This window comes from Variovorax sp. Sphag1AA, from assembly GCF_014192575.1.
GTDB lineage: Bacteria > Pseudomonadota > Gammaproteobacteria > Burkholderiales > Burkholderiaceae_C > Variovorax.
The window spans coordinates 564,902-591,390 of record NZ_JACHYC010000006.1 but is presented as its reverse complement, the minus strand read 5'-3'; the positions used below and the strand labels follow the sequence as shown (position 1 = coordinate 591,390).

General features: G+C 66.3%; 25 protein-coding genes. 11 read left to right on the top strand and 14 right to left on the bottom strand.

Annotation, left to right across the window (positions count from 1 at the left end; all coding sequences use genetic code 11):
• Positions 1–120: 120 nt before the first annotated feature.
• Positions 121–1,152, top strand: a complete 1,032-nt coding sequence (locus FHW64_RS25570; protein WP_184531025.1) for a methionine synthase — start codon at positions 121–123, stop codon at positions 1,150–1,152.
• Here FHW64_RS25570 and FHW64_RS25565 read toward each other — a convergent pair.
• On the bottom strand, positions 1,143–2,414 hold the full coding sequence (locus FHW64_RS25565; protein ID WP_184531024.1) for a class I SAM-dependent RNA methyltransferase: 1,272 nt from the start codon (positions 2,412–2,414) through the stop codon (positions 1,143–1,145). The genes FHW64_RS25570 and FHW64_RS25565 overlap by 10 nt on opposite strands.
• A 23-nt stretch (positions 2,415–2,437) precedes the next feature.
• On the opposite strand from FHW64_RS25565, the gene FHW64_RS25560 reads away from it, so the two are divergent.
• Complete coding sequence (locus FHW64_RS25560) at positions 2,438–4,240, top strand: hybrid sensor histidine kinase/response regulator (protein WP_260306334.1); 1,803 nt, start codon at positions 2,438–2,440, stop codon at positions 4,238–4,240.
• Between the two features lie 12 nt (positions 4,241–4,252).
• Here the strand turns inward: FHW64_RS25560 and FHW64_RS25555 are convergent, their stop codons facing one another.
• The 6 genes from FHW64_RS25555 to argS all read right to left on the bottom strand — a co-directional run bounded on the left by FHW64_RS25555 (position 4,253) and on the right by argS (position 10,633).
• Positions 4,253–5,833 (bottom strand): RNA polymerase factor sigma-54, encoded by a 1,581-nt coding sequence (locus FHW64_RS25555; protein WP_184531023.1) that lies wholly within the window; start codon positions 5,831–5,833, stop codon positions 4,253–4,255.
• Between the two features lie 21 nt (positions 5,834–5,854).
• Positions 5,855–6,649 (bottom strand): LPS export ABC transporter ATP-binding protein, encoded by a 795-nt coding sequence (lptB, locus tag FHW64_RS25550; RefSeq protein WP_184531022.1) that lies wholly within the window; start codon positions 6,647–6,649, stop codon positions 5,855–5,857.
• Positions 6,646–7,347 (bottom strand): lipopolysaccharide transport periplasmic protein LptA, encoded by a 702-nt coding sequence (gene lptA, locus FHW64_RS25545; protein ID WP_184531021.1) that lies wholly within the window; start codon positions 7,345–7,347, stop codon positions 6,646–6,648. The genes lptB and lptA overlap by 4 nt, the downstream gene beginning before the upstream one ends.
• A 131-nt stretch (positions 7,348–7,478) precedes the next feature.
• The gene (locus FHW64_RS25540; RefSeq protein ID WP_184531020.1) at positions 7,479–8,117 is read right to left on the bottom strand and encodes a thiol:disulfide interchange protein DsbA/DsbL; all 639 of its coding nucleotides are present in this window, start codon (positions 8,115–8,117) and stop codon (positions 7,479–7,481) included.
• A gap of 75 nt (positions 8,118–8,192) precedes the next feature.
• The gene (locus FHW64_RS25535) at positions 8,193–8,945 is read right to left on the bottom strand and encodes an SPOR domain-containing protein (protein WP_184531019.1); all 753 of its coding nucleotides are present in this window, start codon (positions 8,943–8,945) and stop codon (positions 8,193–8,195) included.
• A gap of 14 nt (positions 8,946–8,959) precedes the next feature.
• Positions 8,960–10,633: an arginine--tRNA ligase gene (argS, locus tag FHW64_RS25530; RefSeq protein WP_184531018.1), complete on the bottom strand. Its 1,674-nt coding sequence runs from the start codon at positions 10,631–10,633 to the stop codon at positions 8,960–8,962.
• Between the two features lie 133 nt (positions 10,634–10,766).
• Here argS and FHW64_RS25525 point away from each other — a divergent pair, with 133 nt between their 5' ends.
• Positions 10,767–11,030, top strand: a complete 264-nt coding sequence (locus FHW64_RS25525; protein WP_184531017.1) for a hypothetical protein — start codon at positions 10,767–10,769, stop codon at positions 11,028–11,030.
• Between the two features lies 1 nt (position 11,031).
• Here the strand turns inward: FHW64_RS25525 and FHW64_RS25520 are convergent, their stop codons facing one another.
• Genes FHW64_RS25520 through FHW64_RS25510 form a run of 3 tightly spaced genes read right to left on the bottom strand, consistent with a single transcriptional unit; the run spans position 11,032 to position 14,490 of the window.
• A complete protein-coding gene (locus tag FHW64_RS25520) occupies positions 11,032–13,071 on the bottom strand; it encodes a fused MFS/spermidine synthase (protein WP_184531016.1) in 2,040 nt (679 codons plus the stop codon).
• A gap of 4 nt (positions 13,072–13,075) precedes the next feature.
• On the bottom strand, positions 13,076–13,534 hold the full coding sequence (locus FHW64_RS25515) for a DUF2214 family protein (protein ID WP_184531015.1): 459 nt from the start codon (positions 13,532–13,534) through the stop codon (positions 13,076–13,078).
• Positions 13,531–14,490: a LysR family transcriptional regulator gene (locus FHW64_RS25510; protein WP_184531014.1), complete on the bottom strand. Its 960-nt coding sequence runs from the start codon at positions 14,488–14,490 to the stop codon at positions 13,531–13,533. The genes FHW64_RS25515 and FHW64_RS25510 overlap by 4 nt, the downstream gene beginning before the upstream one ends.
• 91 nt (positions 14,491–14,581) lie before the next feature.
• Here FHW64_RS25510 and FHW64_RS25505 point away from each other — a divergent pair, with 91 nt between their 5' ends.
• Positions 14,582–14,968, top strand: a complete 387-nt coding sequence (locus FHW64_RS25505) for a VOC family protein (protein WP_184531013.1) — start codon at positions 14,582–14,584, stop codon at positions 14,966–14,968.
• 12 nt (positions 14,969–14,980) lie between these two features.
• Here FHW64_RS25505 and FHW64_RS25500 read toward each other — a convergent pair whose 3' ends face one another.
• Together FHW64_RS25500 and FHW64_RS25495 are read right to left on the bottom strand one after the other, a co-directional pair.
• Complete coding sequence (locus FHW64_RS25500; RefSeq protein WP_184531012.1) at positions 14,981–16,180, bottom strand: CaiB/BaiF CoA-transferase family protein; 1,200 nt, start codon at positions 16,178–16,180, stop codon at positions 14,981–14,983.
• On the bottom strand, positions 16,173–17,105 hold the full coding sequence (locus FHW64_RS25495) for a hydroxymethylglutaryl-CoA lyase (RefSeq protein ID WP_184531011.1): 933 nt from the start codon (positions 17,103–17,105) through the stop codon (positions 16,173–16,175). The genes FHW64_RS25500 and FHW64_RS25495 overlap by 8 nt, the downstream gene beginning before the upstream one ends.
• Before the next feature lie 108 nt (positions 17,106–17,213).
• On the opposite strand from FHW64_RS25495, the gene FHW64_RS25490 reads away from it, so the two are divergent.
• The 3 genes from FHW64_RS25490 to FHW64_RS25480 all read left to right on the top strand — a co-directional run bounded on the left by FHW64_RS25490 (position 17,214) and on the right by FHW64_RS25480 (position 20,963).
• A complete protein-coding gene (locus FHW64_RS25490) occupies positions 17,214–17,954 on the top strand; it encodes an IclR family transcriptional regulator (protein ID WP_184531010.1) in 741 nt (246 codons plus the stop codon).
• A gap of 420 nt (positions 17,955–18,374) precedes the next feature.
• On the top strand, positions 18,375–18,593 hold the full coding sequence (locus tag FHW64_RS25485; RefSeq protein WP_184531009.1) for a hypothetical protein: 219 nt from the start codon (positions 18,375–18,377) through the stop codon (positions 18,591–18,593).
• A gap of 195 nt (positions 18,594–18,788) precedes the next feature.
• Positions 18,789–20,963 carry a malate synthase G gene (locus FHW64_RS25480; protein WP_184531008.1) on the top strand — a complete coding sequence of 725 codons (2,175 nt, stop codon included), beginning with the start codon at positions 18,789–18,791 and terminating at the stop codon, positions 20,961–20,963.
• Positions 20,964–21,026: 63 nt separating this feature from the next.
• On the opposite strand, the gene FHW64_RS25475 is transcribed toward FHW64_RS25480, so the two are convergent.
• Together FHW64_RS25475 and FHW64_RS25470 are read right to left on the bottom strand one after the other, a co-directional pair.
• Positions 21,027–21,833, bottom strand: a complete 807-nt coding sequence (locus FHW64_RS25475) for a ProQ/FINO family protein (protein ID WP_184531007.1) — start codon at positions 21,831–21,833, stop codon at positions 21,027–21,029.
• Between the two features lie 66 nt (positions 21,834–21,899).
• Positions 21,900–22,835: a LysR substrate-binding domain-containing protein gene (locus tag FHW64_RS25470; protein ID WP_184531006.1), complete on the bottom strand. Its 936-nt coding sequence runs from the start codon at positions 22,833–22,835 to the stop codon at positions 21,900–21,902.
• 80 nt (positions 22,836–22,915) lie between these two features.
• On the opposite strand from FHW64_RS25470, the gene FHW64_RS25465 reads away from it, so the two are divergent.
• From FHW64_RS25465 to FHW64_RS25450, 4 genes are all read left to right on the top strand, one after another.
• Positions 22,916–23,233 carry a DUF2917 domain-containing protein gene (locus tag FHW64_RS25465; RefSeq protein ID WP_184531005.1) on the top strand — a complete coding sequence of 106 codons (318 nt, stop codon included), beginning with the start codon at positions 22,916–22,918 and terminating at the stop codon, positions 23,231–23,233.
• A gap of 92 nt (positions 23,234–23,325) precedes the next feature.
• Entirely contained in the window at positions 23,326–24,504 is a 1,179-nt protein-coding gene (locus FHW64_RS25460; protein WP_184531004.1) for an acetyl-CoA C-acetyltransferase, read from the top strand.
• 1 nt (position 24,505) lies between these two features.
• Positions 24,506–25,303, top strand: a complete 798-nt coding sequence (locus tag FHW64_RS25455) for an enoyl-CoA hydratase-related protein (RefSeq protein ID WP_184531003.1) — start codon at positions 24,506–24,508, stop codon at positions 25,301–25,303.
• Positions 25,304–25,309: 6 nt separating this feature from the next.
• Positions 25,310–26,473, top strand: a complete 1,164-nt coding sequence (locus tag FHW64_RS25450) for an acyl-CoA dehydrogenase family protein (RefSeq protein WP_184531002.1) — start codon at positions 25,310–25,312, stop codon at positions 26,471–26,473.
• Positions 26,474–26,489 lie beyond the last annotated feature (16 nt).

The window sequence follows — 26,489 nt, the reverse complement described above, 5'->3', positions numbered from 1 at the left end:
GGCGTGATGCGAGTGATGCGGCTCGGAGCCGGAAGGGCTGCATTCTGGCCCAGGTATGCCCGATGCGTGCGAGGGCGGGAATCGCGTACCCTCCCGAGCCGAATCCCAGGAAGTATCACGATGTCACGTCCCCTTTTCAGCTCGACCATCGCAGGCAGCCTGCCCAAGCCGTCATGGCTCTCCGAAACCAACAAGCTGTGGCCGCAATGGAAGTCCGGTGGTGAAGAGCTGGCGCAGGCGAAGGCCGACGCGACGCTGCTGTGGATCAAGGCGCAGGAAGACGCAGGACTCGATGTGATCGGCGATGGCGAGCAGTCGCGCCAGCACTTCGTCCACGGCTTCCTGGAGCAGGTCGAGGGCATCGACTTCGACCACAAGGTGAAGATGGGCATTCGCAACAACCGCTACGACGCGATGGTGCCGCAGGTGGTGTCGGAGCTGCGCCTCAAGGGCCGCGTGCATGCGACCGAAGCGCGGCTGCTGCGCGCGCACACCACGCGCAAGATCAAGTTCACGCTGCCCGGCCCGATGACCATCGTCGACACCGTGGCCGACCGCTTCTACGGCGACCGCGTGAAGATGGCGATGGCCTTTGCGGAGCTGCTCAACCAGGAAGCGCTGGCGTTGCAGGCGGATGGCGTTGACATCATCCAGTTCGACGAGCCGGCCTTCAACGTCTACATGAAGGACGCGGCCGACTGGGGTGTGAAGGCACTGGAGCGTGCAGCAGAGGGGCTGACCTGCACCACCGCGGTTCACATCTGCTATGGCTACGGCATCAAGGCGAACGTCGACTGGAAGGCGACGCTCGGTGATGAATGGCGGCAGTACGAAGAGGTGTTTCCGGCGCTCGCAAGGAGCCGCATCGACCAGGTGAGTCTGGAGTGCTTCCATTCGCATGTGCCGCCGGACCTCATGAAGCTGCTCGACGGCAAGGACGTGATGGTCGGCGTGATCGACGTGGCGAGCGATGCGGTCGAAACGCCTGAGCAGGTGGCCGACACCATCGGGCAGGCGCTGCAGTACGTGCCGAAGCAGCGACTGCTGCCGTGCACCAACTGCGGCATGGCGCCGATGGATCGCGAAGTGGCGCTCCGGAAACTTCAGGCGCTGGCTGAAGGCGCGGCCCTCGCCCGTAGACGCTACGGTTGAGCCGGCGGCGCCGACGCCCGATCGCGTGCCGAGCCGGCGACCATGTCGAAGCGGAACAGCCGGCATTCAATCGGCCCGTTCCACATCGGCACGCGGCGTGACTCCTTGAGCCGCATGCGCTTGGGGAGCTGCATGTCGGGCGTGAGCACCCAGGCGCTCCAGCCCGCGTAGTTCTTCTTCCAGTGGCTGGCGAGTTGCACGAAGAACTCGCCTCCGTCTTCCGTCTGTGCTTCTTCACGTCCGCGGGCCGGTGCGTCGGCGTTGCCGGCACGCCGGCCGCGCGTGACACCGCCGACTTCGATGCGCTCGCCATACGGCGGGTTGAGCATGATCACCCCCCCCTCCGCCGGTGGCATGCGCTGCAAGGCATCGCCGCCGCGGAACTGCACCGCCTGTGCGACGCCCGCGCGCTCGGCATTGCGTTCGGCGAAGTCGACCATGCGGTGTGACACGTCGGAGCCAAAGACCGGCGTGGCTCGCCGATCGGCCTTGGGAGTGGCTTCGCCCTTCAATGCCTGCCAGACGTGCGACTGGAAAGGCAGAAGCTTCTCGAAGCCGAATCGCCGCAACGAACCGGCGGCGATCCCCGAGGCAATCTGCGCTGCCTCGATGGCGATCGTGCCGCTCCCGCAGCAGGGGTCGTACAGCGGCTGCGGCGAGACCTCGCCGGTTTCCGGATTCCACCAGCCGCTCGCGGCCAGCATGGCGGCGGCGAGGGTTTCCTTGAGCGGTGCGTCGCCCTTGTCCTGCCGCCAGCCCCGCTTGAAAAGCGGTTCGCCCGAGGTGTCGATGTAGAGCGTGCAGAACTCGGTCGTCAGGTGGGCGAAGACCCGCACGTCCGGCCATTGCGTCTCGATGCTGGGACGCACGCCGTTGGCCTTGGCGCGAAAGCGATCGGCAATCGCGTCCTTGATGCGCAGGGTGGCGAAGTTGAGGCTCTGGAGTGGGCTGTGCTGCGCGGTGGTTTCGATCTTGAAGGTCTGTTTCGGCGTGAACCAGACTTCCCAGGCGACACCGCTCGCAATGCCGTAGAGGTCGTTCTCGCTGCGATAGGGTCCGTGCGCGACCTCGATCAGCACGCGCTGCGCAAGCCGGCTGTGCAGATTGAGCTTGAGCGCATCGCGCCAGCCAGCCCGGACGCGCACGCCGCCACGCGCCGAGAGCAGGTCCTGGCCGACGCGGCCGGTGAGTGCGTGGACCTCCTGTGCCAGGAAGTCTTCGACACCAGCTGCACAAGGGAGAAAAAGCGAGAGTTCGATCACGACGCGATTGTCGCCGCGTCTCGATGCTGTTCTACTTCGGATTCAGCCGCAAGATGAGCAACTCGCCCAATCCCACAGCGACCGAGGCCTTCATCGCCGACCGATTCACCGTCCGTTGCGAAGTGTTGCGGCTCAGCGCGCAGCCGAGTGGGAGCGTGCTATTCGTCCAGTTCCTGCTGGATTGCGGCGTCGCCGCGCTCTTCGCATGGCAGTACTCGGTGCGCAACGCGGCGATCTGGATCGCGTTGATCGCGGTCACCACCGCCTATCGCGCCTTCTTTCCACAGCGCCTGCCCGACCCCCTGACGCGCGACAACCTGCCGGGTGCACTGCGGCTGCACACGCTGCGCATCGCAGTCCACGAAGGGGCACACGGCGCGGCGGGCATCCTGCTGTTCGACCCTGCCAACCCGACGACCCAGCTCATGATCGGCGTGGTCGTGATGGCGATGACACTGTCTTCGGTGTTCTCGGTGTCGTACTTCGCACCCGCGATGCAGCTTGCGATCACGCTGCTGCTCGCCCCAGTGATCGCAATGGGCGTGGCCTTCGGCGCGCCCGCGATGGTGTCGCTTGCGTTGCTCGGCATCGGTCTGCTGGCCATGGTGTGGCGCCTCGTCGGCGAACGCGCCCGCCAGCTCGAGGAGAACATCGGCCTGCGCCACAACGAAAGCACCCTGCGCGAACAGGCGATGGCCGGCCTGCGCCAATCGCAGCAGGCACAGGCAGAGCGGCTGCGCTTCTTTTCGGCGGCCAACCACGACCTGCGCCAGCCGGTCATGGCGATGGGCTTGCAGGCCGAGGTGCTGCGCCATCAACTCGAAGCGGGCGAAGACCAGGTCACGGTTCAGAACACACTGGCGGCGCTATCGCGCGCCCAGCAGGCGCTCGAAGGGCTCACCAACCAGCTTCTGGAGATCGGCCGCATCGAGGCGGCGGCCGACCCGATCTCGCCGGTCGCGATCGCGCTCGCACCGCTCCTCAACGAACTGGCCCGCCAGACCGGCACCGGCCGCGTACGGGTCCGCTGCCCGGACGACGCGGTGGTCTGGACCGACGTGGTCACCCTGCGCCGCATCCTCGGCAACCTCGTGGACAACGCACTCAAGTTCACGCCGCGAGGCCGCGTGCTGCTGGCCTGCCGGCGGCGCGTCGATGGATGGCGCATCGAAGTGCGCGACTCGGGCATCGGCATTGCGCCCGAGGCGCAGGACCGCGTGTTCGGCGACTTCGAGCAGATCGGCAACGTGGAACGCAACCTGCAGCGCGGCCACGGGCTTGGACTCGCGATCGTGCGACGGCTGGCACTCCGCCTGGGGGTGCAGATCACGCTGCGCTCAGCACCCGGGCGCGGATCGGTCTTCGGTTTCGAACTGCCGGCCGCGCCGAAGGATGCCCCCATCACCACCGGCACGGGCCTGGTGGCCGAGGCTGCCGCCACGGCACAGGATGCGGCGCCGCTGCGCCCCGATCTCTCGGTGCTCATCGTCGAGGACAACACCGTGGTCGCCGACAGCATCGCGGCGCTGCTTCGGCTGTGGGGTGCCCGTGCGCACGTGTGCGCCAGCGCGGTCGAGTCTCTGGCGCTGACGACGCTTGCCGGCTTCGACATCGCGCTGTGCGATATCCGCCTGCCGGGCTCGATCGACGGCATCACGCTCGCCAAGGAGCTGCAGCGGCGCGCGCCCAAACTCTCGATCGCGCTCGTGTCCGCCGACATCGACGATGCCACCCAGGACCTCGCGAGTCTTTGGGGTTGGCAGGCGCTGCGCAAGCCCGTCCAGCCGGCTGCGCTGCGCACGCTGCTGGTGCGCATGCAGGGTTGAGCAGCAGGCGCCCTAGAGGGCTTTGCGAAGGTTCGCCGGGGCGATGCGCAAGGCTTCGCGGTACTTGGCCACGGTGCGGCGCGCGCACTCGATGCCCTGCTCCTTGAGCATCTCTGAGATCTGGCTGTCGGAGAGCGGCTTCTTCTGGTCTTCGGCGGTGACGAACTGCTTGATGAGCGCGCGCACCGCGGTGCTCGACGCGTTGCCGCCGGTTTCGGTGCCAAGTGCGGAGCCAAAGAAGTACTTGAGCTCGACCGTGCCGTAGGGCGTCGCCATGTACTTGGCGGTGGTCACGCGGCTGATGGTCGATTCGTGCAGGCCCAGTTCGTCGGCAATCTCTCGCAGCACCAGCGGTCGCATGGCGAGTTCGCCATGCACGAAGAAGTTCTTCTGGCGCTCGACGATCGCGTTCGACACTCGCAGGATGGTGTCGAAACGCTGCTGGATGTTCTTGATGAACCAGCGCGCCTCCTGCAGGCGCTGCGACAGCGCCTGGCTGCCCTCGCCCTTGTGCTGCTTGAGCGCGCCCGCATAAATGTCGTGCACGCGCAGCCGCGGCATCACCTCGGGGTTGAGCATGACGCGAAACTTCGCGTTGCCGCCATTGCCCACGCGCGTGACGATTACGTCGGGGATGACGACGTTGCGCTCCACGTCGACGAAGCGGCGGCCGGGCTTGGGTTCGAGCTTGGCGATGAGCTGCAGCGCAGCGCGGACTTCGTCCTCGTTGCTGCGGGTGAGCGTGGCGAGCCGCTTGAAATCACGCTTGGCGAGCAGCTCCATCGGCTGCTTGCAGATCGCGATCGCGGTCTTGCGGATCTCTTCTTCTTCCTCGGTCTCGTCCTCGTGCGCGAGGGCGCGAAGCTGGATCGTCAAGCACTCGCCGAGATTGCGCGCGCCGACGCCGGCAGGCTCCAGGCTCTGGAGCAGGCCCAGCGCCACCTGGAAGTGGTGCACGAGATCGTCGAACTGGTCGTTGTCGTCGCCAGCCAATCCGGACGCCAGGGCCGGCAGCGAGTCCTCGAGATAGCCGTCGTCGTTGAGGGATTCGATGAGGAAGCGAAGCGCCGCGCTGTCGGTCTCGCTCAGCCGCAACGCCAGCGCCTGCCGGTGCAGATAGGACTGGAGCGACTCCTGGCTGCGCGCGAGTTCGGTTGCGTCGGCGCGCTCGTCGTCGCCGAGGTTGTTCGTGCGCGCGGGAGCGTCGCTACCCCACTCGCTGTCGTCGGGTGCGAGGTCGACGGTGCCGTCACCTTCCCAGTCGGGTTCGCCGTCGAAGCCCTCCGCGACTGCTGTTTCGGTATCGGTGGTCGCCGTTGCGGTGTCGGACGACGATGACGAGCCGCTTGCGAAGTCACTGTCGCTTTCCGCGAGTCGATCGTCGTCGCGTACCGGCGTGTCGGCGGCTTCGAGGCCGAACTCCTCCCGAGGCGCCTCTTCAACAGTGCGTTCGAGAAAAGGGTTTTCGTCGAGCATCTGCTCGACTTCCTGCGAAAGCTCCAGCGTGGAAAGCTGCAGCAGCCGGATCGACTGCTGGAGCTGGGGAGTCAACGCGAGATGCTGCGAAACCCGCAGCGAGAGACCCTGTTTCATGACGACCCTGGAGCCCTCGCCTTACATCCGGAAGTGCTCGCCGAGGTAGACCCGTCGCACCTCGGCGTTGTCGACGATCTCCGACGGTGTGCCCTGAGCCAACACGTGCCCGTCGCTGATGATGAAAGCGTGGTCGCAGATGCCGAGCGTCTCGCGGACGTTGTGATCGGTGATCAGCACGCCGATGCCGCGCTCCTTCAGGAAACTGATGATCCGCTGGATCTCGATGACCGCGATCGGGTCGATGCCCGCGAATGGCTCGTCGAGCAGGATGAAGCGCGGCTGGGTGGCCAGTGCGCGGGCGATCTCGACGCGGCGACGCTCGCCGCCCGACAGAGCCAGTGCGGGGGAATCGCGAAGGTGGTCGACGCGCAGATCGGCCAGCAGCTCGGTCAGACGCTCCTCGATACGCTGCTTCGACAGCGCCACCGGCCTGCCGTTGGCATCGGGTTCGCGCTGGAGTTCGAGCACGGCACGCACGTTTTCCTCGACCGTGAGCTTGCGGAAGATCGAAGCCTCCTGCGGCAAGTAGCTCAAACCCATGCGCGAGCGGCGGTGGATCGGCATGTGCGCGATCGGCTCGCCGTCGATGGTGATCTCGCCGGCATCGGCGCGGACCAGCCCGACGATCATGTAGAACGAGGTGGTCTTGCCCGCGCCGTTCGGACCCAGCAGGCCGACGACTTCGCCCTTCTGCACGCCCAGCGACACGTCCTTGACCACCTTGCGGCTGCCATAGGTCTTCTGCAGGCCGCGCGCTTCAAGACGGCTGCCTGCGAAATCCGGGTTTTCGTTGAAGCCAGCGGTTTCGATCACTTCTTTGCTTCCCCGCCCAGGGTGGTTGTGGAGCGCAGGCCCTTGGAGGGCGCGGGCGCTTCGGTGGCCGGCGCGGAAGTCTTGCCGCCAGCCCCGGATTGCGCAGCGGGTTGTCCGGCGGTGGGCTTGGGCGTCAGGATGGCGCGCACCCGGCCGCTCGGCTGGCTTGCGACGCCGGCATTCGGCGGCAGACCGGCACCGTTGACGGTGAACGTGTCGTTGCTTTGGTCGTAGACGATCAGCGGACCGCTGCTCTCGTCATTGGGTGTCGCGCCGATGAGGCGGCGCATCACCGCACGCCGGATGAACTTCACGTTGTCGGCGCGGCTGTCGTATTCGATGGTTTCGGCCTCGCCTTCGATCCATTCGTCATTGCCGGAATCGCGCTTCTGCTTGTAGTAGGCGAGCTTGCCGGGGGCGGCGGTCACCACGCCGTACTGGTAGCCCTCCGGGTCCTGCCGCACATCGATGCGGTCGCCGCGGATGACGATCGTTCCCTTGGTGACGACCACGTTGCCGGTGAACACGCTGGTCTGCTTGAGGTCGTCGTAGCGCATCGCGTCAGCATCGATGTTCATCGGCTTGCCCCGGTCGGCCTTTTCAGCCTGGGCGACGGAAGCGATGCCCGCCAGTGCCAGAGCCAGCACGACCGCTCGGCCGAGGTGACGTAGGAAGGGGATGTGGAATGGCGAATTCATAAAGGCACGAAACTTGCTGCACGATTGTATGCGGCCGTTGGATGGGGTTTCGCGGCCAGGATGAAAAAGCCCGCCAAGGCGGGCTTTCCGAAGCGGGAGGACGACCTCAGCGACCGTCCCGGGCAATGCGCTCAGCCCTTCTTGGCTTCACCGATCAGGAACTCGACGACCTGCAGTGCGCGGTCGAGCGAGCCGGCGGTGTCGCCATCGACATACCAGCGGCCTGCAACGGCCATCGCCGGAACACCGGCCACCCGGTAGTCGTTGGTCAGTTGGGCGGCGCGCTTGGCCTTGCCGACCACCGAGAAGGACTTGAACAGCTCGGCGAACTTCTTGGCGTCCAGACCCGGCTGCTTTTCCGACCATGCCAGGATCGCCGCGTCGCCGACCAGCGGCAGGCGCTGCTTGTGGATGGCGTCGAAGATCTGCGGCTGGAACTCATCCACCTTGCCCATCGCCTCGAGCGTGTAGTAGAGGCGCTGCTTGGCTTCGGTATCGTTGCCCACGAAAGGCACCGGGATGCGGCGGAAGGCCACGTTGGCCGGCAGCTTTTTGACCCAGGCTTCGAGCTGCGGCTCGAAGGCAGCGCAATGCGGGCAGTTGTACGAGAAGAACTCCACCACTTCGACCTTGCCGGCCGGTGCGTCGACCGGCATCGGCGTGCTCAGCACGATGTAGTCGGTTCCAGCCTTGAATCGCTGCTGCGCGTTGGAAACCAGGGGAAGAAGACCCAGCGAAGCTGCGGCCAGCGAAAAGTCACGACGTTTCATTGATGAATTCTCCTTTGCGGCTGAAAGAGCCTGCGCTCCGGGGCGAGTTCCCCGGAAACGCGAAGTAAAGAAATGTCAGCGCTGAACCCGGACCAGTGCGGACTCGAGTCCGCCACCGTCGAGCCGCTCCTTGAGCAGATCAGCGTCTTCCTTCTTGTTGAACGGGCCCGCGCGCACCCGGTAGACGGTGCGGCCGGACTGCTCGCGCTCGGTCACCTTGGCCTCGACTCCCATCAGCGACAGCTTGGCGCGTTGGGCTTCGGCGTCTTCAGAGGTGCGGAATGCACCCGCCTGGACGAAGTAGATGAACGGATCGGCGCCCGTGCTGGAGCCGGTGCTGTTTGCAGCGCTGGCGGTCGTCGTGCTGCCGCCGATACCGGCGCGGGCGCGGGCGAGGTCGCCCAACGGATCGCTCGACGGTGTCGCGTTGGCCTCGGCAGGCACCGGCGCCGTGCGCGGACGTGCGGGAGCGGCGTCGGCGCTCTTCGCGCTCGGCGCCACCACGACCGGCACCGGCGCGCTCGGGGGATTGAGCGGGCCCACGGTCGCCGGCTGGGCCGGGGCTGTCGTCGGGCTGGCATTTGCAGTCGTCGCGGGCGGGCGTGCCGGTTGCTGGCCGGACTTGCCCGCGAGCGGCGCGTTTGGATCCCAGTCGCGGTTCTTGCGGGCCTCGGCCTCGTCCTGCTCAGGGCCGCTGCGCTGGGTTTTCGTCATGAACGGGATCGGCACCTTGGTGACGTAGACCGCGATGCCGAGCGCCACGCCCAGGCCGAGCACCAGTCCGATGATCAGGCCAATGACGATGTTGCCGCTTTGTCTTTGCTTCATGGTGAGAGTCGAAATCACATCTTCTGCGGCGCACTGACGCCGAGCACAGCCAAGCCATTGTGCAGCACCTGCGCGGTGGCGGCGACCAGCGCCAGGCGCGCGAGCTTGACCGGTTCTTCATCGACCAGAATGCGCTCGGCGTCGTAATAGCTGTGGTAGCTGGCGGCCAGTTCCCGCAGGTAGAAAGTGACGTCGTGCGGTGCGAAATCCTTGGCCGCGCCGGTGAGCATGGCCGGGTACTTCGCGATCTGCAGCAACAGCGCCTGTGCAGCCGGGCTCTGCAGCGGCGACAGGTCCACATCCTTGAGCGACGCCACGTCGCCACCCCAGGCCGCCAGCACCGAGCAGATGCGCGCATGCGCGTACTGCACGTAGTAGACGGGGTTGTCGTTGTTCTGCGCGAGCGCGAGGTCGATGTCGAAGGTGTATTCCGTATCGGGCTTGCGGCTGAGCAGGAAGAAGCGCACCGCATCGGTGCTGGTCCACTCGATCAGGTCGCGCAGCGTGACGTAGCTGCCGGCGCGCTTGCTGATCTTGACCTCTTCGCCCCCGCGCATCACGCGCACCATGGTGTGCAGCACGTAGTCGGGGTAGCCGGCCGGGATGCCGACGCCCGCCGCCTGCAGCCCGGCACGCACGCGCGCGATGGTGCCGTGGTGGTCGGTGCCCTGGATGTTCACGACCTTGTGGAAGCCGCGCTCCCACTTGGCGATGTGATAGGCCACGTCGGGCACGAAATAGGTGTACGTGCCGTCGCCCTTGCGCATGACGCGGTCCTTGTCGTCGCCGTAGTCGGTGGACTTGAGCCACAGCGCGCCGTCCTGCTCATAGGTCTTGCCGGCGTCGACCAGCTTCTTGACCGTCGCCTCGACGCGGCCGCTGGTGTACAGGCTCGACTCGAGGTAGTAGTTGTCGAAGCGGACCTGAAAGGCCTTGAGGTCGAGATCCTGCTCGTGGCGCAGATAGGCCACGGCGAACTGGCGGATCGAATCGATGTCCTCGACGTCGCCGCTCGCGGTGAACTCGCGGTCGTCCGAGCTGACGGTCTTCTTCGCCTTGAAGTCCTCGGCGATGTCGGCGATGTATTCGCCGTTGTAGGCCTGCTCGGGCCATCCGGCGTCGCCCGGCTTGAGGCCCTTGGCGCGCAGCTGCGTGCTGTTGGCCAGCGTCTGGATCTGAACGCCGGCGTCGTTGTAATAGAACTCGCGATAGACGTCGTCGCCCTGCGTGGCGAGCAGGTTGCAGATCGCATCGCCCAGCGCCGCCTGGCGGCCGTGGCCGACATGCAGCGGGCCGGTCGGGTTGGCGGATACGAACTCCACCAGCACGCGTTCGCCGCCCTTGGGCTGTTCGCCGAAGTGATCGCCCGCGGAGAGCACCTCCCGCACCACCTGCTGCTTGGCGGCAGTCTTGAGGCGGATGTTGAGGAAGCCGGGGCCGGCGATCTCGATCGCGTCCACCCACTGGGCGAAGACCGGCGTCGCCATCAAGGCCGCGCTGATCTGTTCCGCGAGTTCGCGTGGCTTGCGCTGGAGGGGCTTGGCGAGCTGCATGGCTGCCGTGCAGGCGAAATCGCCGTGCGCTGCGACCTTGGGGGACTCGAACGCGGCCTTGCTGCCGGCGCCGGGCGAGAGGGATTCGAGCGTGTCCGCGAGTGCCGCGAGCAGCTCCTGTTTGACCAATAGCATCGCGGGATTTTACGAGGGGCACGATGACGACCTGTGACGATCGTCATCCAAGAGTCAACATGGGCCGTTAGGGTGGGCAGCCCCGGCGGCGGGGGACAACCTGTCGCAACCCAACTTCAAGGATTCCTCCATCATGAAAAAACTCCTTTCCCTGTTGGCTCTGGGCGCCACCCTCTCCTTCGGCGTCGCGCACGCACAGACCTGCGATGCCCAGGCCGCCGACAAGAAGCTCAACGGCGCCGCCAAGACCAGTTTCGTCAAGAAGTGCGAGAAAGACGCCAAGGCAGCCGCGGCAGCCACCTGCGCCACCAAGGCGATCGACAAGAACGGCAAGGCGCTGGCAGGTGCAGCCAAGAACAGCTTCATGAAGAAGTGCGAGGCCGACGCGAAGGGCTGAGCTACTTCAGCACGCCAAAGAGATTGTTGTAGTCGTCGGTCCAGGCCTGGAGGCCTGGGATCGGCGCGATTTCCGAGCTCGCACGGCGGATGGTTTCGCGCTTGAGCACCTCCGGGTCTTGCGCGACCAGCACCCAGTCGGTGTTGCGCAGCCCCGGATCGGTCGGCTCGTCGTGCACGTAGGCGACGTGCAGGCCTTTTGCCAGCGCGATCTTCTCGACCACCGGCGCCAGCGCAAGAAAGCGGTTGGTCACATGGAAGGCGACGATGCCGTCAGGCTTCATGTGCTTCCAGTAGATGTCCATGGCCTCGCAGGTGATCAGGTGGACCGGCACCGAATCGCCTGAGAAGGCATCCACCGCGAGGACGTCGAACTCCTTCGGGCTTTCGCGCTCCAGCGCCAAGCGCGCGTCGCCGAGCACGCGCTCGATGCGGGCGCGGCTGTCGGCGAGGAAGCTGAATTCGCTGTCGGCCAGCGTGAACACCTCCGGATTGATCTCGTAGACGCGGTAGACGTCGCCGGTCCGGCCATAGGCGGCAAGCGTGCCGGCGCCCAGGCCGATCAGGCCGACCCGGCGCCCTTTCGCGGGCGCTGACTCGATCGCCAGTCCGATGCCGGAGGAACGGCCATAGTAGGTGGTCGGCTCGCGGCGACGCGCAGCCGCGAGGTACTGCTCGCCGTGCTTGACCGAGCCGTGATACATCTGCCGGACCTTCTCCTTCGCATCGCCGCGCAGCGTGTCGAGCGTCAGCAGCGTCCCGTAGAAGTTGCGTTGCATGCGCCGGGCCCCCGACGCATCGCCCGCCACCTGCAGCGCCAAGAACCAGGCGCAAGCAGCGGCCAGACCGAGCGAGGCCGCCATGCCGACGCGACGCTGCCGCCAAAGCACCGCGGCGATCAGGGCGCACAAGGTGAGTCCCACCCCGAGTTCGTAGTAGGCCGGCAGCACGTGCGGCGCGATCAGCCCGACGCTCACGCCGCCGAGCGCGCCCCCCAGCGACAGCATCAGGTAGAAGCGCGTGAGATACGCCCCGCCCGGCCGCAGCCGCGCCATCTCACCATGAAGGAACATGCACAGCGCGAACAGCCCCACGACATAGATCGGCAGCGCTGTCCGCAGATTGGTGCCCAGGTTGTCCTGCAACCCGAAGGCGCACAGCGCCAGCATCCCGGCGGCAAGCGGCACGAAGACAGCACGGCGGTACCAGCGGTCGCTCTCGAAGGTCAGCACGAAGGTCAGCAGATACACCGACAGCGGCAACACCCACAGGAACGGAATCGCGGCGACGTTCTGGGTGAGGTGGTTGGTGATCGCCAGCAGCAGCCACGATCCGAGGGCCGGCAGCGCGAGCCACATCAGGTAGTCGCCCACCGCCGGCCTTGCCGATGACGCGATCGACGCCATGGGCGCACCGGATGCCGCGACCGGCGCTGCCGCAGGCCAGCGCCGCGAGACGAGCAGCGCGGTGCCGGCACACAGCAGCACGAAAGCGGCATAGCCCGCCGACCAGCCCCACGCCTGCTGCACCAGCGAACTGTGCGGTTCGATCAGCACCGGGTAGGCGAGCAAAGACGCGAGCGAAGCGAAATTCGACAGCGAGAAGTACCGGTACACCTGCGCACCCCACGGCGTCCGCGCCACCCAGGACTGCACGAGCGGACCGGTAGTCGACAGGAGGAAGTACGGCAGCCCGATCGTGCCGAGCAGCAACCCGAGGATCCAGAGCGTCGGGTCCTCGGTGCCGTCGGGCTTCCAGCGCGCACTCGTCACGATGGGAAGAAACACAAGGCTCGCCAGCAGCAGCCCGACATGCACCCGCGCCTGCATCCGGGACGCCAGGCGCCGCGTGACCCAGTCGGAATACGCGTAGCCCGCCAGCAGCACGACCTGGAAGAACACCATGCAGATCGACCACACCGCCGCCGATCCGCCGAACCACGGCAGGATCTGCTTGGCGATCAGCGGCTGGACGAGAAAGAGCAGGAAGGCGCTGGTGAAGATGGTGCCGGCGAACAGCGCCCTGGAGGTCGCCGGCGACATCGCGCTAGCCCCTCGCCCCGAAGCCGCGTGCGAGGAACACCGCGGCCAGTGGGATCAACGCGATGATGTGCGCCTGCACCATCACCTGCTTGCGCGTCTTGCGCACGTCGGCCTCGGCCGGCAGCGCACCGTTCGATCGCAGCGCCTTGCGCCACCGCGAATAGGTCATCGTCGGCCGGATCGATAGCAGGCCGACGATGATAAAAAGCGTCAGCTTCAGGTGCAGCAGCGGGTTGGTCCAGTACCACGCCGTGCCCTTCATGCCCCACCAAGTGCGCGCGATACCGGTCGCGAGCACGGCGATGGCCGCGATGCCGTAGACCATGTCGACCCGCGAAAGCCGCTCGACCACCGCAGCATTCATCCACTCGACCCGGCATAGCGCGGCCTCGCTGGAAATGAAGACGACCATCGTCAGGATGGCCAGGATATGCAGGTAGGCAAGGATGGCTTCGAGCGTCATCGGTGGGATTCCTCGGTTGTCGACGGCCGAGCGATTGTGCCGCCCCAGAACTCCGGACGCGCATAGTTCGCCTTCAGAAAATCGAGCCAGAGCCTCACCCGCAGCGGCAGGTGCTTGCGTTGCGGGAAGACCGCGTAGATGCCGTTCGGTGGCGCGGCGAAGTCGTCGAGCAGCGGCACCAGCAGGCCGGCGTCGATCTCGGCCTCGACCTCCCAGGTGCTGCGCCATGCGACGCCGTGGCCGGCGAGGCACCAGTCGTGCAGCACCTGTCCGTCCGAGCAATCGAGCGGCCCCGAGGGCTTGAGATGGATGACCTCGTGCTCGCCACTGCCGGTCGGGACGCGAAACGCCCATCCGCGCGTCTGCGAGGCATCGCTCGACAGGGTCAGGCAGTCGAAGCGGACGAGCTCGGACGGGTGCTTCGGCGCGCCATGGCGGCGCACGAACTCCGGCGTCGCCACACAACGGCGGCGGTTGTCCGCGAGGCGAACGCTCACAAGCGATGAATCGGGCAAGTCGCCGACGCGCACCGCGCAATCGAAGTTCTCCCCAGCCACGTCGATCACCCGGTCGCTCAGGTTGAGCGAGAGGGTCACTTCCGGATGCAACTCGTGGAAGCGCGGCACCAGCGGCGCGACGTGCCTGCGTCCGAAGCCGGCCGGCGCGGTCACGCGCAGATGGCCACTGGCCTTGACGCCCCCTGCGCTCACGCTCGCCTCGGCGTTGGCAAGCTCGGTCAGCAGCCGCTGGCAATCCTCCAGGAACGCGCTGCCTTCGTGCGTGAGCGTGATGCGCCGCGTCGTGCGCACCAGGAGCTTGACGCCGAGACGCTCCTCGAGCCCATCGATGCGCCGCCCGACGATGGCCGGCGCGACGCCCTCCGCCTTCGCCGCAGCAGTGAGGCTGCCGCGCGTGGCGATCGAGACGAAGGATTCGAGTTGCTTGAGTCTGTCCATGGCGGCGCCAATGATGCCTGCTGCCGCCAGGATTGCGCCGGGCGCGCGATCGGCCTAGAAAGGAAGTCTTCCGAAACCGCCGGAGCACGCAATGAACCCACTTTCCGCAAGCAGCGTCACGTGCATGTTGCCCGTGAAGGATCTGGACCGCGCGCGCAGGTTCTATGAAGACGCGCTGGGCCTGGAGCCGCTCGGCGCCAAGCCGGACGGCAAGTTCATCTATCGCTGCGGCGGTACCGAACTGGCGCTCTTCCCTAAGCCCGAAGGGACGAAGGCGGAGCACACGGCGGTGAGTTTCCGCGTCGATCACATCTCGGAGTCGGTTGCCGCGCTTAAAAAGCGGGGCGTGCGCTTTGCCGACTACGACTTTCCGGGCCTCAAGACGGTCGAGCACGTGTGCGTGCTCGGGTCAGAGAAAGCGGCCTGGTTCGAAGACCCGGAAGGCAACATCCTCTGCCTCCATGAGGACATCGCCTGAAGGCGCGGGCGATCACTCGCTTCGGGTGACGGCGCGCGACTTCAGCTCGCCGATCTGCGTATCGCTGTAGCCGACCTCGCGCAGCAGTTCGTCCGTGTGTTCGCCGATCAACGGCGGCTGCTGGTGAATGCCGAGCCGCTCGCCGCCGATGGTGAACGGCATCAGCGGCACCTTCGACTCGCTGCCGTCATTCATGCGCACTGGCGCGAGGCCGCCCGTGGCGTTGAGGTGCGGATCCTCGAACAGATCCTGCGGCTTGGTGATGGGCGCGAAGGGCAGTTCGTTCTGCTCGAACACTTCGCTGAGCTCTGCCGCGCTGCGATCCGCGAGCTGCGAGCGCAGGATCGGCATCATCCATTCGCGCGCGCGGACGCGGTCGTTGTTGGTCTTCAGGCGCGGATCGGCAAACATCTCGTCGAGCCCGAAAGCCTTGCAGAAGATCGCCCACTGCTTGTCGCTGACCACCGCGAGAAAGATCTGCTCGCCGTCCTTCACGGTGAAGACGTCATAGATGCCCCATGCCGAGATGCGGCTGGGCATCGGGTCGGCCGCCTTGCCGGTGGCGGCGAACTGCATCATGTGCTGCGCGACGAGGAAGATGTTGTTCTCGAACAGCGCCGACTGCACCTCACAGCCCTGGCCGGTCTGCTCGCGCTGGCGCAGCGCGGCCATTGCGCCGATGGCACCGAACATGCCGCCCATGATGTCGTTGACGCTGGTGCCGGCGCGCAGGGGGTCGCCCACGCGGCCGGTCATGTAGGCGAGGCCGCCCATCATCTGCACGACTTCGTCGAGCGCGGTGCGGTGGTCGTAGGGCCCCGGCAGGAAGCCCTTGTGGCTCACATAGATGAGACGCGGATTGAGCTTCTTCAGGCTTTCGTAGTCGAGCCCCAGCTTCTTCATCGTGCCGGGCTTGAAGTTCTCGCTCACGATGTCGGCCGTGGCGACGAGGCGCAGCGCGGCCTCCACGCCCTCGGGCTGCTTGAGATCGAGCGCGATGCTCTTCTTGTTGCGATTGAAGGTCGGGAAAAAGCCCGCGCCCGAACCGAGCAGACGGCGGGTGCTGTCGCCTTCGATCGGCTCGACCTTGATGACCTCGGCGCCGAGATCGCCCAGCAGCATGCCGCAGGTCGGCCCCATCACCATGTGGGTGAACTCGACGACGCGGATGCCTGCGTACGGCAGCAGGGGGGCGGTGGCGGACTCAGACATGAACGGTTCCTTGCGTGAAGCCCTTGGGCAGGCCGGCCTCAGGCGTCATACCGTAGACCGGTTCGCCGGGCAAGCCGGCGATGAGCGGCGCGCGCGCCGCGATGAGTTTCTGGATGTCGATGCCGGTGCGCAAGCCCATGGCCTCGAACATGAAAACCAGGTCTTCGGTGACCACGTTGCCCGAAGCCCCCGGCGCATAGGGGCAGCCGCCGAGCCCGCCGAGCGATGCGTCGAAGGTGCGAACGCCCTCTTCGTACGCCGCGAGACAGTTCGCCAGGCCAAGGCCGCGCGTGTTGTGCATGTGCGCCGCGCCGGCCTTGTCGCCGATCTCGGCACGCAGGCGGCGGAACAGGCGGCGCACCTGCGCGGGGTTGGCGTAACCCACGGTGTCCGAGAGCCCGGACTCGTCGGCGCCCGCCGCGACGCATTGCGCCGCGAGCTGGATGACTTCGTCTTCCGGCACGTCGCCCTGCAAGGTGCAGCCGAACGCAGTGGAAATGCCGGCCTCGAGCTTGACGTGCGGCGCGATCTCGCGGCGCAGGTCCGAGATGGCACGGACCTCCTCGACCATCTCTTCGCGCGTCTTGCGCACATTGGCGAGCGAATGCGCCGCGCTCGCCGACACCGGCATCGTCAGCTTGTGCACGCCGGCCGCGAGCGCCGCCTCGGCGCCCTTGCGATTGGGCACGAGCGCCATCACGGTCAGGCCGGGCAGCGTGACGGCATGGCGGACGACTTCGGCAGCGTCGGCCATCTGCGGCAGAAGGCGCGCGGGCACGAACGAGGCCACTTCGATCTCGCGAACGCCGGCTGCATAGAGCGCGTCGATCCAGCGCAGCTTGTCGGCGGTGGGCATGGTGGCCTTCACCGATTGCAAACCGTCGCGCGGACCGACCTCGCTGATGAGGATGTCGGGGGAATTCATGGGGAACTGTCTCCGGGGGTTTGGGCGGAATTGACAGTTCTGCAAGACAGAACTAAATTCCATGGAACAGAATTAGACCGGCGAACGCCCCCGCTGTCAAGGAAGCCCATGCCACGCAAAGCCCAGACCGAATCGACATCCGACCTCAATGCTGCGCCCGGCGGCGCCGCCGCGGTCGATCGCGCGCTGAGCCTGCTCGCGGCGTTCCAGGCGGGCGATGGCGCGCTGACGCTCACCCAGTTTGCCGAACGCACGCAGCTCTACAAGAGCACCGTGCTGCGGCTCCTGGCTTCGCTGGAGCATGCGAGGCTGATCCGCCGGCAGGAAGACGGCCGGTACGCGCTGGGCGCGGAAATCGCGCGGCTGCACGGCCTGTACGCGACCTCGTTCTCGCTCGAAGGCATCGTGATGCCGGTCTTGCGCGATCTCGTCGCGGCCACCGGCGAAAGCGCGGCGTATCACGTGCGGCAACCGCAAGGCGACGCGTGGGCGCGGCTGTGTCTCTACCGGGTCGATTCGCCGCATCCGGTGCGCGATCACGTCCGCGCCGGCGACCTGCTCCCCGCCGATCGTGGCGCGGGCGCACGGGTACTCATCGCATTCGGTCCCGAAGCCGGGTGGCCGCGCGGCGCAAAGGAACGCAGACTCTGCCAATCGATCCGCGCACAGGGCTACTACGCAGCGGTCGGCGATCGCACGGCCGAGCTTGGTGGCATCTCGGCCCCTGTGTTCCGTACGGACGGTAGCCTCGCAGCCGCCGTCACGCTCACGATGCCGGCGCACCGCTACGACGAGCGCTATGTCGACCCGGTTCGTGCCGCCGCGCAAAGGCTCAGCGGAACCGTCTAGCAGGCAGGCGGGGGCAGTAGCGCTGGCATACTGCGCGGGTCGCGTCCACAAAGGGCGCGATCGGGATTGGTCTCCCGTGCAATCTCTGCGGCGAAGGTCGCAGTTCTGTCTGCAAGGTTTTGCGGCCTCGCCGCGTCGCGCCCCTTATGGCGGCTCGGCGGGCGGGCGCGAGCCCGGCCGGTTTCTCGCAAGAGGTTGCCCGGTAGACCAACTCGTCGAGCTGCCGCCCTCGATTGGTCTCGGGAGCGGCGGTTTCTGAAAACCGCAACCTCAGGGAGGCCAACAATGGCCAAGTCCGATCGCACAACCGCGACCTCTTCCGACAAGTCCAAACGCGCAAGGCTCAAAGCCGTCAAACGCCGGCTCGCAACAGCCGCACCCCGAAAGTCAGCCAAGAAAAGGGCGATCAGCGGCGCGTTGATGACAGTCGAGGACGAGTTCAACAACCTTCGTGCAGCGCATTGCGCATACGACTGCGTCGAGAACTTTCTGACGCCGATCTACCGCCATGACTTCGAGGAATTCTTTGTTCGACCGAGCGAACTGCGAGCCTTGCTGGAGGTGGTCAATGCGGAGATGGTGCGGCGCATGCAGACGGTGACCGATGCGCTTCAGACGGTACGTACGACGCTTGGCTGAAGCCGGACAGAGCCCGCGAATGTCGGGGGAACTGGAAGCAAACGCTCACCCGGCGTACGCTCACATGTGATGGGACAGCGCCCCAATTACCCCCATTTTTGTCATCGATCAAACCCGATTTCGGCTATTACTCGCCAGCCAGGTATCGAATAAAGTTCCCGGCTGAATCCCGTATTCCCCCCAGGAGAAAGAACCATGACCGCCCGCACCCAAGTCCACGGCCTCCAGGTCGCCAACGAGCTTCATCGCTTCATCGAAGACACCGTGCTGCCCGCCACCGGCGTGGACAGCGCGACGTTCTGGAAGGGTTTCGACGCGATCGTCAGCGAGTTCGCGCCCAAGAACATCGCGCTGCTGGCCGAACGCGACCGCATCCAGGCCGAGATGGACAAGTGGCACAAGGCGCACCCTGGCCCGATCGCCGACATGCCGGCCTACCGCGCCTTCCTCGAATCGATCGGCTACCTGCTGCCGCAACCCAAGGACGTGAAGGCGACCACCGCCAACGTCGATGCCGAGCTCGCACTGCAGGCCGGCCCGCAGCTCGTGGTGCCGATCCTCAACGCCCGCTATGCGCTCAACGCGGCGAACGCGCGCTGGGGCTCGCTGTATGACGCGCTGTACGGCACCGACGCCATTCCCGAAACCGGTGGCGCCGAAAAGGGCAAGGGCTACAACCCGGCGCGCGGCGCCAAGGTCATCGAGTTCGCGCGCAACGTGCTCGACCAGGCCGCACCGCTCGAAAACGGCTCGCACAAGAACGCGACCGGCTACAAGGTCGAGAACGGCAAGCTGGTCGTCGCGCTGCAAAGCAGCAGCACCGGACTCAAGAACCCCGAGCAGTTCATCGGCTACCAAGGCGATGCGGCCGCGCCGAAATCGGTGCTGCTCAAGCACAACGGCATCCACCTCGACATCCAGATCGACCGCAGCACGCCGATCGGCAAGAGCGACGCGGCCGGCGTGAGCGATGTGGTGGTCGAAGCAGCGCTCTCGACCATTCTCGACCTCGAAGACTCGGTGGCCGTGGTTGATGCGGAAGACAAGGTGCTCGCCTATTCGAACTGGCTCGGCATCCTGCAAGGCACGCTGACCGAAGAAGTCTCCAAGGGCGGCAAGACCTTCACGCGCGGCCTGAACCCCGACCGCGAATACACCGGCGCCGACGGCAAGCCGGTCAAGCTGCATGGCCGCTCGCTGATGTTCGTGCGCAACGTCGGCCACCTGATGACCAACCCGGCCATCCTCTACGCCGACGGCAAGGAGATTCCGGAAGGCGTCATGGACGCAGTGATCACCACGACCATCGCGACCGTCGACCTGAAGCGCAAGGGCAACTCGCGCACCGGCAGCGTCTACATCGTCAAGCCGAAGATGCACGGCCCGGCCGAAGTCGCCTTCGCGAGCGCGCTGTTCGGCGCCGTCGAGAAGGTGCTCGGCCTGCCGGCCAACACGGTGAAGCTCGGCATCATGGACGAAGAACGCCGCACCAGCGTCAACCTCAAGGCCTGCATCGCCGAGGCCGCCGCGCGCGTGGCCTTCATCAACACGGGCTTCCTCGACCGTACCGGCGACGAGATGCACACCGCCATGTACGCCGGTCCGATGCTGCGCAAGGGTGACATCAAGGCCACCCCGTGGATCCAGGCGTACGAGAAGAACAACGTGCTGGTCGGTCTTTCGTGCGGCCTGCGCGGCAAGGCGCAGATCGGCAAGGGCATGTGGGCCATGCCCGACCTGATGGCCGCAATGCTCGAACAGAAGATCGGTCATCCCAAGGCCGGCGCGAACACCGCCTGGGTGCCGTCGCCCACCGCCGCGACCCTGCATGCGCTGCACTACCACCAGGTCAGCGTGGCCGACGTGCAGAAGCAGCTGGAGCAGATCGATGCCAACGCCGAGCGCGACAACATCCTGAACGACCTGCTGAAGGTGCCTGTCGCGCCGTCGGTGAACTGGACCGACGCCGAACGCCAGCAGGAGCTCGACAACAACGTACAGGGCATCCTGGGCTACGTGGTGCGTTGGATCGACCAGGGCGTGGGCTGCTCCAAGGTGCCGGACATCCACAACGTCGGCCTGATGGAAGACCGCGCGACGCTGCGCATCTCCAGCCAGCACATCGCCAACTGGCTGCTGCATGGCGTGGTGACGAAGGAGCAGGTCGACGCCACCTTCCAGCGCATGGCCGCAGTGGTCGACCAGCAGAACGCCGGCGACCCGCTCTACAAGAACATGGCCGGCAACTTCGGCACCTCGGCGGCGTACAAGGCTGCGCAGGACCTCGTTTTCAAGGGCGTCGAGCAGCCGAGCGGCTACACCGAGCCGCTGCTGCATGCGTGGCGGTTGAAGGTGAAGGCTGGGGCCTGATCCACCCCGGCGAATGAAAAAACGGCACCCCAGGGTGCCGTTTTTCTTTGGTGCGCCGAATCGTTATGCGGTCTTCTGTGACGCCGCTTGCTGCAGCGTCCGCTCGACTTCTGCTGGCTTCATGCCATACATCTCGGCAAACTCCGCAACGGACTTGCCACTGGCCTCGAAAGCGCGGCGAAGTGCCTCGCGCTTCGCGGTGCGCGCGCCGACTTCCGCGAAGGCTTCGTCCAGCACTGCATTCGACGCCTCGTCGCCGCCGCGCATCGCAAGGACGTAGTCCTCGCGCGAAAGGCCCGAGGCCTCGATCGCAGCGACGAGCCGCTCGCGCAGCTTCGGGCGGAGATCCTCGCCGGTGCGCGCCTGGCGGCGCTTGAAGACTTCGAGGATCGCGTGATGCACATGCTCCGGAGCGACCGGTTCGACCGGCACGCCGTTCAGGTCATGCCGCTGCTCACCGGCGGCGACGGCTTCCAAATAGCGCGTGGAGCGCGCATGCAGACCGAGCGCGATCTTCAGGTCTTCCTTCTTGAACTCGTCGGGATGCGCCGCCACCAAGTCCTGGTAGGCGCCAAGCTTGAGCGGCAGGAAACGCGCGCCGAACATCTTCGGGTAGAGCTCGAAGAGGCGCTCGAGCACCGGGTGCACCTTGCGCGCGGGCTTCTGGCCTTTCTGGGCCTTTTGGGCCTTCTGGGTGGTTTGCTGTGCAGCTTGCTGGTCGGCCGCTTTCGCGTCGGCAGGCCTGGCCTTCTGCGAACCACCGCGGCGGCGGCGCTTTCTGGGGGCGGCAGTCGCGTCAGGTGCGGTAGGCGCCGCAGGTACAGCAGGAGCCGCGGGCGCGGCAGCGTCGTTGTCGATCGTCGAGGTCATCGGAATATCGGGTCGGTGGATGCAAGACCGCCAAAGCGGCCAAGCCCTCCACTTTAATGCGCTTGGTCAGCCGCGCTGCGCCGCTTCGGCTTCCGCGCGCAGCCAACGCACGAAATCCTGCGCATCGGCATTGGTGGCGGCGCGGCGCGATGTCTCGATGAAGTAGCCCCGGCGCGATGCCGCGCCCTCGCCAAAAGGCGCCACGAGCTGGCCCGATCGCACCAGTTCGCGCAAGAGCGGCAGGCGCCCGATGACCACGCCCTGCCCTGCCACCGCAGCGGCGACAGCGTCCGCGTACTGCGTGAAGCGCATGGTGTTCTTCATGCGCAGGTCGGTGAGGCGCATCACTTCGAGCCATGGCTCCCAATCGGCCGTGGGCGCTTCGGCATGGTTCGGCAGGTCGACGGTGAGCAGCGTCTGGTCGACCAAGTCGTTCGGCGCATGCAGCGCGGCGGCGACATGCGGCGCGCACAGCGGCATCACCGATTCCTCGAACAGCGTCGGGCCGGTGCCGCGTTCGATCGGTACGAAGCGCACCGCGATATCGAGGCGGCTGCGTTCGAGATCCAGCACTTCGAGCGTGGCCGAGACGCGCACGTCGACCAGCGGGTGGTCCGCAGTGAAGCGCGCAAGCCTCGGAATGAGCCACAGCGACGCAAAGCCCGGCGTCGTCGTGAGCGCGATCTGGCGTGGCGCAGGCGCGGCACGCACGCGGGCGGAAGCGTCGCGGAGCCGCTCCAGGCTTTCCACGACGGCGCGCTGGTAGATGCGACCGGCCTCGGTCAGCGCCAGCGCGCGGTGGCGGCGCTCGAACAGCATCACGCCAAGGCTCGCTTCGAGCTGCTGGATCTGCCGGCTGACCGCCGATTGGGTAACGAAAAGTTCGCCCGCCGCTTCGGTGAAGCTCAGGGTGCGCGCCGCGCCCTCGAAGCTGCGGAGCAGCTCTAGCGGCGGCAGCTCGGCCATTGGCGACGGAAGCGGTTTCGCATTCTCTGGGCGCATGCTACGAGTTCCGAATGACCGTATGACACAGGGACGTGCGGTGACTATATTCATTCGCAGAGTGAATGCAAGGAGCCGTCATGACCACCCGCCCGCAACGCCTTTCCCTCAGCCTGCCCAAGAAAGCGATCTTCACGCTGCCCGATGCGCACGAGGTCGACATCGAATGCACGAGCGGCGCCGTCTGGATCACGCTCGACCATGACCGGCGCGACATCGTCCTGAACCCTGGCGAGCACTTCCGCAGCGATTCGCATGAGCGCGCCCTGGTCGCCGCGCTGGAGTCGTCGTGCGTGCGCTTCTCGGCAAAGCGACTTTCTGTCGCGGTCGCGCAGGAAGTGCCGCGGCAAGTCACGTCGCCTTGGCGACTCTGGCTCCACGGGATGTCCCCGGCTTGACCTGACAGGCCGGGCGTCGAACCATCGACGTTTGCCCGGCACTCCGGATAGCCCTCCGCGCCGGGTCTCATCACTCGGACGAAGGACTCTCCATGGCAGAAGCATTCATCGTGGCCACCGGCCGAACCGCCGGCGGCCGGCGCGGCGGCAAGCTCGCGGGCTGGCACCCGGTCGACCTCGCAGCGCAGGTCATCGACGCGCTGGTGACGCGCAGCGGCATCGATCCGGCGCTCGTCGAGGATGTGATCCTCGGCTGCGTCAGCCAGGTCGGTGAGCAGGCAACCAATGTCGCGCGCAATGCGGTGCTCGCATCGAAGCTGCCCGAATCGGTGCCTGGCACGTCGGTCGACCGGCAATGCGGCTCGTCGCAGCAGGCGCTGCATTTCGCGGCGCAGGCGGTGATGTCCGGCGCGATGGATGCGGTGATCGCCGCCGGCGTCGAAAGCATGACGCGCGTGCCGATGTTCACGCCCAACGCGCTGCCGGCGAAGGCAGGGCTCGGCATCTACATGAGCCCGGCGATGCAGAAGCGTTACCCCGGCGTGGAGTTCAGCCAGTTCACCGGCGCGGAGATGATCGCGAGGAACTACGGCATCGAGAAGGACGCGCTCGACCGCTACGCACTCGAAAGCCACAAGCGCGCGATCGCGGCCACGCGCGAGGGCGCGTTCAAGGACGAGATCGTGCCGGTGGAGATCCGCCTCGCCGACGGCTCTGCGAGCGGCGAGATGCACACCATCGATGAAGGCATCCGCTTCGAGGCCACTCTGGAGTCCATCGCGGGCGTGAAGCTGATCGCCGAAGGCGGGCGCTGCACCGCCGCCACCGCGAGCCAGATCTGCGACGGCGCGAGCGGCGTTCTGGTGGTCAACGAGCGCGGCCTGAAGGCACTTGGCGTGAAGCCACTCGCGCGCATCCATCACATGAGCGTGATGGGGCACGACCCGGTCATCATGCTGGAAGCACCGATTCCCGCGACCGAGCGTGCATTGAAGAAGGCCGGCATGAAGATCGACGACATCGATCTCTTCGAAGTCAACGAAGCCTTTGCGCCCGTGCCACTCGCATGGCTGCAGAAGCTCGGCGCCGATCCGGCTCGGCTCAATGTCAACGGCGGCGCGATCGCGCTCGGGCATCCGCTGGGCGCGTCCGGCACCAAGCTGATGACGACGCTGGTGAACGCGCTCGGCCAGCGCGGCAAGCGCTACGGCCTGCAGACGATGTGCGAAGGCGGTGGCATGGCCAACGTCACCATCGTGGAGCGGCTGTGACATGAACGACAGCGTTCTCTACGAGGTCAACGACGGCATCGCGACGATCACGCTGAATCTGCCGGCCAAGCTGAATCCGATCGCGCTCGAACTTCAGCAGGGCCTGCGCGACAGCCTCGCGCGCGTGCGCATGCATCCCGAGATCCGCGCCGTAGTCCTCACTGGGGCGGGCAAGGCCTTCTGCGTGGGCGCGGACCTGAGCTCGATGAATCCACCCGACGATGGCAAGACGCTCGGCAACCGCACCGCCGACTGGATGCAGGAGATGAGCCACCCGCTGATCGAGGAGATCCGCGCGCTGCCCGTACCGGTGGTGTGCGCGGTCAACGGGCCTGCGGCTGGCGCGGGCGTGGGCGTGGCACTGGCGTGCGACATCGTGGTCGCGGCGCGCAGCGCGTATTTCTACCTGCCCTTCCTGCCCAAGCTGGGCATCGTGCCGGACCTCGGCTGCACATGGTTCATTCCGCGCCGTGTCGGTCCGGCGCGCGCGATGGGCATGGCGCTGCTCGACGAGAAGCTCGGTGCCGAGATGGCTGCGCAGTGGGGACTGATCTGGTCGTGCATCGATGACGATCTGCTGCTGTTGGAAGCGCAGAAGATCGCGCAGCGGCTCGCGCGTCTGCCGGCGCATGCAGTGCTGGAGGCGCGCAAGGCGATCGAGGTGTCGGAGCGGCATTCGCTCTCCGAGCAGCTGCACTACGAAAGCGAACGTCAGCGCGAGCTGCTCGACAAGCCGACCTTCGCCGAAGGCGTCATGGCCTTCCTGCAGAAGCGCGCCCCTGTCTTTCCTCCACGTTGAATCCCGATGATCGAACGCACACTTTTCACACCCGACCACGAGACCTTCCGCGACAGCTTCCGCCGCTTCATGGACAAGGAGATCGCGCCTTTCCATGAGGCCTGGGAAGACCAGGGCTACGTCGATCGAGCGGTCTGGAACAAAGCCGGCGAGAACGGCTTTCTCTGCATGACGATGCCGGAGGAGTACGGCGGATCGGATGCCGACCTGCTCTATTCGGCGATCCAGTACGAGGAGTTGTGGGCACGCGGTTTCACCGGCGTGGGCTTCGGTCTGCACAGCGACATCGTGGCGCCCTACATCCTTCACTACGGCACCGAAGCGCAGAAGAAGCACTACCTGCCCAAGCTCGCGAGCGGCGAGATGATCGGCGCGATCGCGATGAGCGAGCCTTCCGCCGGCAGCGACCTGCAGGCCGTGCGGACGACCGCACTGAAGCAGGCGGATGGCAGCTTCGTCATCAACGGCAGCAAGACCTTCATCACCAACGGATGGCATGCCGATCTGGTGATCGTCGTCGCGAAGACCGACCCGGCCGCTGGCGCGAAGGGCACCAGCCTCTTCCTGATCGAGCGCGGCACGCCCGGCTTCGAAAAAGGCAAGCGACTCAAGAAGCTCGGCCTGAAGGCGCAGGACACCTCGGAGCTGTTCTTCAACGATGTGCGCGTACCGGCAGACGCCTTGCTCGGCGGCAAGGCGCAGGAGAACCGCGGCTTCGTCTGCCTGATGGAGCAGTTGCCGTGGGAGCGCCTGCAGATCGCGATTGGCGCGGTGGCTGCGTCGCAGTCTGCGATCAACCAGACCGTGGCGTACGTGAAGGATCGCAAGGTGTTCGGCCAGCCGGTCGCGGCCTACCAGAACACGCGCTACACGCTCGCCGAACTGCAGACGCAGGTGCAGATCGCGCAGGTGTTTGTCGACAAGTGCCTCGACCTGCTCATGCAGAAGAAGCTAGACACCGCGACCGCCAGCATGGCCAAGTACTGGACGAGCGACCTGCAATGCAAGGTCATGGATGAGTGCGTGCAACTGCACGGCGGCTACGGCTTCATGTGGGAATACCCCGTGACGCGCGCCTATGCCGATGCGCGGGTGCAGCGCATCTACGGTGGCACGAACGAGATCATGAAAGAGGTGATCACGCGCTCGATGGGCCTGCCCGGCCGCTGAGTTCGCCCCACTGGAA